The sequence below is a fragment of the Accumulibacter sp. genome (genome assembly GCF_032229525.1).
GTDB lineage: Bacteria > Pseudomonadota > Gammaproteobacteria > Burkholderiales > Rhodocyclaceae > Accumulibacter.
Genome location: NZ_JAVTWB010000134.1, coordinates 1 through 5,142, shown reverse-complemented (window position 1 = coordinate 5,142; position 5,142 = coordinate 1). Strand labels below are relative to the sequence as shown.

At 61.8% G+C, this 5,142-nt stretch carries 3 protein-coding genes; 2 read left to right on the top strand and 1 reads right to left on the bottom strand.

Translation table 11 applies throughout. The annotated features are described in order from the left end of the window. Positions 1-638: AraC family transcriptional regulator (locus tag RUW20_RS09295; RefSeq protein WP_313951923.1), on the bottom strand; the 638-nt coding region annotated here is incomplete at its 3' end. Between the two features lie 168 nt (positions 639-806). Between RUW20_RS09295 and icmF the strand changes: the two genes are divergently transcribed. Continuing rightward, positions 807-4,073: a fused isobutyryl-CoA mutase/GTPase IcmF gene (gene icmF / locus RUW20_RS09290; RefSeq protein ID WP_313951922.1), complete on the top strand. Its 3,267-nt coding sequence runs from the start codon at positions 807-809 to the stop codon at positions 4,071-4,073. A gap of 164 nt (positions 4,074-4,237) precedes the next feature. Further along, positions 4,238-5,142, top strand: a 905-nt coding sequence (locus tag RUW20_RS09285; RefSeq protein ID WP_313951921.1) for an acetyl-CoA hydrolase/transferase family protein, incomplete at its 3' end; no start/stop codon positions are given.

Here is a 5,142-nt window from a genome sequence, read left to right as displayed (position 1 = left end):
TTGGCAGCGAAGCTGGCGGTGAGCGCCTCGGCGTCGAATGTCGAGCGCGCGGTGAAAATCAGGGCATAGTCCTCGGCGTGCGCCGGGCGCGGGTACGGAAAGGCGACGGAATCGAGAACGATGTTGCGCCCGACCAGCCAGGAGAGCAGTCCGTGCACCAGGCGCAACAGCCATTCAAAGGCAAAGACCCGCCCGATCGGCAATGGACGGGTTTCGCTGATACGAAGAAGCGCTTGCTCGGAATTGCTCGCGAGGGTGACTGCCAGGTCGGGGAGCAGCAGACGCAGAAAGCGGACACTGCGCTCGATGACTTCGGCCAGCGTGGGGGCGGTGATGCCGGCGCGACAGAGGAACTCGAAACTACCGACACGCATCGGGGCCGAAAAGAGCCCGAAGCCTTCATCATCAAGCTGATGGTTGATCAGATTGTAGAGTGACGCGTAGCGATCGACGGGAACACGGGCCGTCGGGTCGCTGAGCAGCGACGGGGCGATATTGGCGCGTTCGAGCAGCGGCGCCGTGTCCTGCCCCGCATGCTGCATACCGGCCAGCATGCCCCGTACGAAGGCGATGGCCACCGTCGCGCGTGCCGGGGTCGTACGGGGAGCCTGCTTGGCAGTCTTGTCCGGGTATGGCATGGTCTTCGCGCAAGGTCGTGTATTGACAGGATATTTCAAGTTGGCGAGATTTACACTGTTGAAGGCGTATCGAGTAATGGCTTTATTGGGCACAACTTCCTACCATGTACATCCCGGTGTAGTTTCCTGTATCCGGGACCTTTCCGATTTCCGTGGAGCGCGAACCTGATGACCGACCTTTCCATTGCCAAGAAGCTTCTGCCCTACAAGCCTCAGCACAAAGTGCGCTTTGTCACCGCTGCTTCCCTGTTCGACGGGCACGACGCGTCAATCAACATCATGCGCCGGATTCTCCAGGCGACGGGGGCCGAGGTCATCCACCTTGGCCACAACCGCTCGGTGCAGGAGATCGTGAACGCTGCCCTGCAGGAGGATGTGCAGGGCATTGCCATCACCTCCTACCAGGGCGGGCACGTCGAATTCTTCAAGTACATGATCGACCTGCTGAAGGCCGGTGGTGGCGAGAACATCAAGGTCTTTGGCGGCGGCGGCGGCGTCATCGTACCAAGCGAGATCGCCGAACTGCACGCCTACGGCGTGGCACGGGTTTACTCGCCGGAAGACGGCCAATCGATGGGCCTGCAGGGAATGATCAACGACGTCGCGGCGAAAGCCGATTTCGACCTCTCGGCGCTGGCGCCGCAGGAACCAGACGCCGTGCTCGGCGCCCTGAAAGCCGGCGACCGCCGTCAACTGGCGCAGGTCATCACCGGGCTGGAGAACGGCGTCTACCCCGCCGCGCTGCGCACCAGCATCATCGACGCGGCGGCCGGGCTGAAAGTCCCGACGCTGGGGATCACCGGCACCGGCGGTGCCGGAAAATCGTCGCTGACCGACGAATTGGTGCGCCGCTTCCGCCTCGATCAGGGCGACAGCATCAAGCTGGCGATCATCTCCATTGACCCCTCGCGCAAGCGCACCGGTGGCGCACTGCTCGGTGACCGCATCCGCATGAACGCCATCGAGCATCCGAACATCTACATGCGTTCCCTGGCCACCCGCGACACCGGCTCCGAGCTCTCCGCGGCACTCCCGGAAGTCCTCGCCGCCTGCAAGCTGGCCGGCTTCGATCTGGTGATCGTCGAAACCTCCGGCATCGGCCAGGGTAACGCGGCGATCGTGCCGCTGGTCGATGCCTCGCTGTACGTGATGACACCCGAGTTCGGCGCGGCGTCACAGCTGGAGAAGATCGACATGCTCGACTTTGCCGATTTCGTGGCCATCAACAAGTTCGACCGCAAGGGCGCCGAGGACGCGCTGCGCGACGTGCGCAAACAGTATCAGCGCAACCACGAGGCCTTCGGCCAGGCCCCCGACGAAATGCCGGTCTTCGGCACCATGGCCGCACGCTTCAACGACGACGGCGTGACCGCGCTCTACCAGGCGATGGCGCCGAGCCTGCAACAACTCGGCCTCAAGCTCAAGAAGGGCAAGCTGCCAGCGGTCGGCGTCCGCCAATCATCGAACCAGTTGGCCGTCGTTCCGGCACAGCGGGTGCGCTACCTGGCCGAGATCGCCGAGGCCGTCCGCAACTACCACGCCCATACCGCCGAGCAGGCGGAGATCGCGCGTCAGCGGCAATCGCTGCGCACGGCGAAAGCACTGTTCGTCGATCGCGGCAAGCCGGCTGGGGATTTCGACGAACTGATCGCCTGGAAGGGCGGACAGCTCGACGCCCGGGCAACCAAGCTGCTCGACATGTGGCCGAAGACCGTCGAGCTCTATGCGCAGGACGAGTACGTGGTCAAGATCCGTGACAAGGAAATCCGCACGCGGCTGACCAACACCTCTCTCTCCGGGTCGCGCATCCGCAAGGTATCGTTGCCGACCTACCGGGACGACGGTGAGGTGCTGCGCTTCCTGATGAAGGAAAACGTGCCGGGTTCCTTCCCGTTCACCGCCGGCGTCTTTGCCTTCAAGCGCGAAAACGAGGATCCGACGCGCATGTTCGCCGGCGAAGGCGACGCTTTTCGCACCAACCGCCGCTTCAAGCGGGTCTCCGAGGGGATGCCGGCCAAACGGCTATCGACCGCATTCGATTCGGTCACCCTCTACGGTTGTGACCCGGACGCGCGTCCTGACATTTACGGCAAGGTCGGCAACTCCGGCGTCTCGATCGCCACTCTCGACGACATGAAGGTGCTCTTCGACGGCTTCGAGCTTTGCGCACCGACGACCTCGGTGTCGCTGACCATCAACGGTCCGGCGCCGATCATCCTGTCGATGTTCTTCAATACCGCGATCGACCAGCAGGTCGACAAGTTCCGCAGCGACAACGCCCGCGAGCCGACCGAAGACGAGATCCAGAAGATCCACGAGTGGGTGCTGGCCAATGTGCGCGGGACGGTCCAGGCCGACATCCTCAAGGAAGACCAGGGGCAAAACACCTGCATCTTCTCGACCGAATTCGCGCTCAAGATGATGGGCGACATTCAGGAGTTCTTCGTTCACAACGATATTCGCAACTTCTACTCGGTCTCCATTTCCGGCTATCACATCGCGGAAGCCGGCGCCAATCCGATTTCGCAGCTGGCCTTTACGCTGGCCAATGGTTTCACCTATACCGAGGCCTACCTGGCACGCGGCATGCACATCGATGATTTCGCACCGAACCTGTCGTTCTTCTTCAGCAACGGCATGGACCCCGAGTATTCGGTGATCGGCCGTGTCGCCCGCCGCATCTGGGCGGTGGCGATGAAGAACAAGTACGGCGCCAGTGAGCGCAGTCAGAAGCTGAAGTACCACATCCAGACTTCGGGGCGCTCACTGCACGCGCAGGAAATGTCGTTCAACGACATCCGCACCACGCTGCAGGCGCTGATCGCCATTTACGACAACTGCAACTCCCTGCATACCAACGCCTACGATGAAGCGATCACCACCCCGACCGAAGAATCCGTTCGCCGCGCGATGGCCATCCAGTTGATCATCAACCGTGAATGGGGCCTGGCGATGAACGAAAACCCGAATCAGGGCTCGTTCATCATTGACGAACTGACCGATCTGGTCGAAGAGGCCGTGCTCAAGGAGTTCGAAGCCATCGCGTCGCGCGGCGGTGTCCTCGGGGCGATGGAAACCGGTTACCAGCGCGGCAAAATTCAGGAAGAGTCGCTCTACTACGAGCACAAGAAACACGACGGCTCGTTCCCGATCGTCGGCGTGAACACCTTCCGCAACCCGAAGGGCGACGCGCAGCCCGAAATCGAGCTCGCGCGCTCGACCGAGGAAGAAAAACAGTCACAGCTCGAGCGCCTGCGCGACTTCCACGAGCGCAACGCGCCAGCTTGCGGCGCCATGCTCGAACGCCTGCAGCGAACGGTGATCGACAACGGCAATGTGTTCGCGGTGCTGATCGACGCCGTCCGCGTGTGTTCGCTCGGGCAGATCACCAATGCGCTTTACGACGTCGGCGGCCAGTATCGTCGTAGCATGTAGGTTGCAGGATTGGTTGGCGGGACGCGCACTGCCCGCGCGTCTCGTCGCTTATGCTGCGCAGACAGCACGCACGACGGCGTCACCAAAAAAATGAGCGTGGCCGGGTAGCTTCGGTAGGATCCCGGAACACGGTTTGTTGGCCAACGGCACGGAGGGGATGAAGCATGTCGGATATTTACCAGCGGATTTACCAGAGCAAGAAGATGACTGCGGCGGACGCCATGGGTCTGGTCGAGAATGGCGATTTGATCAGTGTGCCAACCGGCGTCGGCGAGCCGCCGACCCTGCTGACAGCGCTCTCCGAACAGCGCCAGCACTTTCACGGGGTGACCGTGGCACAGATTCTGCCGCTGCGCAAATATGCCTATCTTGACCCCGAGACAGTCGACCATGTCCGCCATCTCGCCTTCTTCTTTGGCGGCGCGAGCCGGGCCGGCGGCCAGGAAGGCTGGATCGATTACCTGCCGAGCTATTTCTCAGAGATGCCGTCGCTGATCAAGAACCGGCAAATTCGCGTCGACGTGGTGTTCACCATGGCCTCGCCAATGGACGAGCATGGCTACTTCTCGATCAGCCTCGCCACCGACTACACCATGGCGGCGATCAGCATGGCACGAGTGGTGATCCTCGAGGTCAATCCGAACGTGCCGTTTACCAACGGCAACTGTCACGTCCATGTCTCGCAGATTGCCGGCCTCATCGAGAGCGAGGATCCGGTGCTTGAAGTGGGCCTGCCGCAGATCGGCAAGGTGCAGGAAGCGATCGGCGAATACGTCACCGACATTATCGAGGACGGATCGACGCTGCAGATAGGCTATGGCGCCATCCCCGACGCGGTGGTCATGCAACTGGTGCACAAGCACGATCTGGGAATCCACACCGAGATGATCGGGGACGGCATCCTCAAGCTGCTCGAATGCGGTGCGGTGACCAATCGCAAGAAGACCTACCTGCCGGGAAAAATGGTCGCCACCTTTGCCCTCGGTTCGCAGAAGCTGTACCGCTTCATGCATCGCAATCCGATGCTCGAGATGCATCCGGTCGACTACACCAACGATCCATTTCTGGC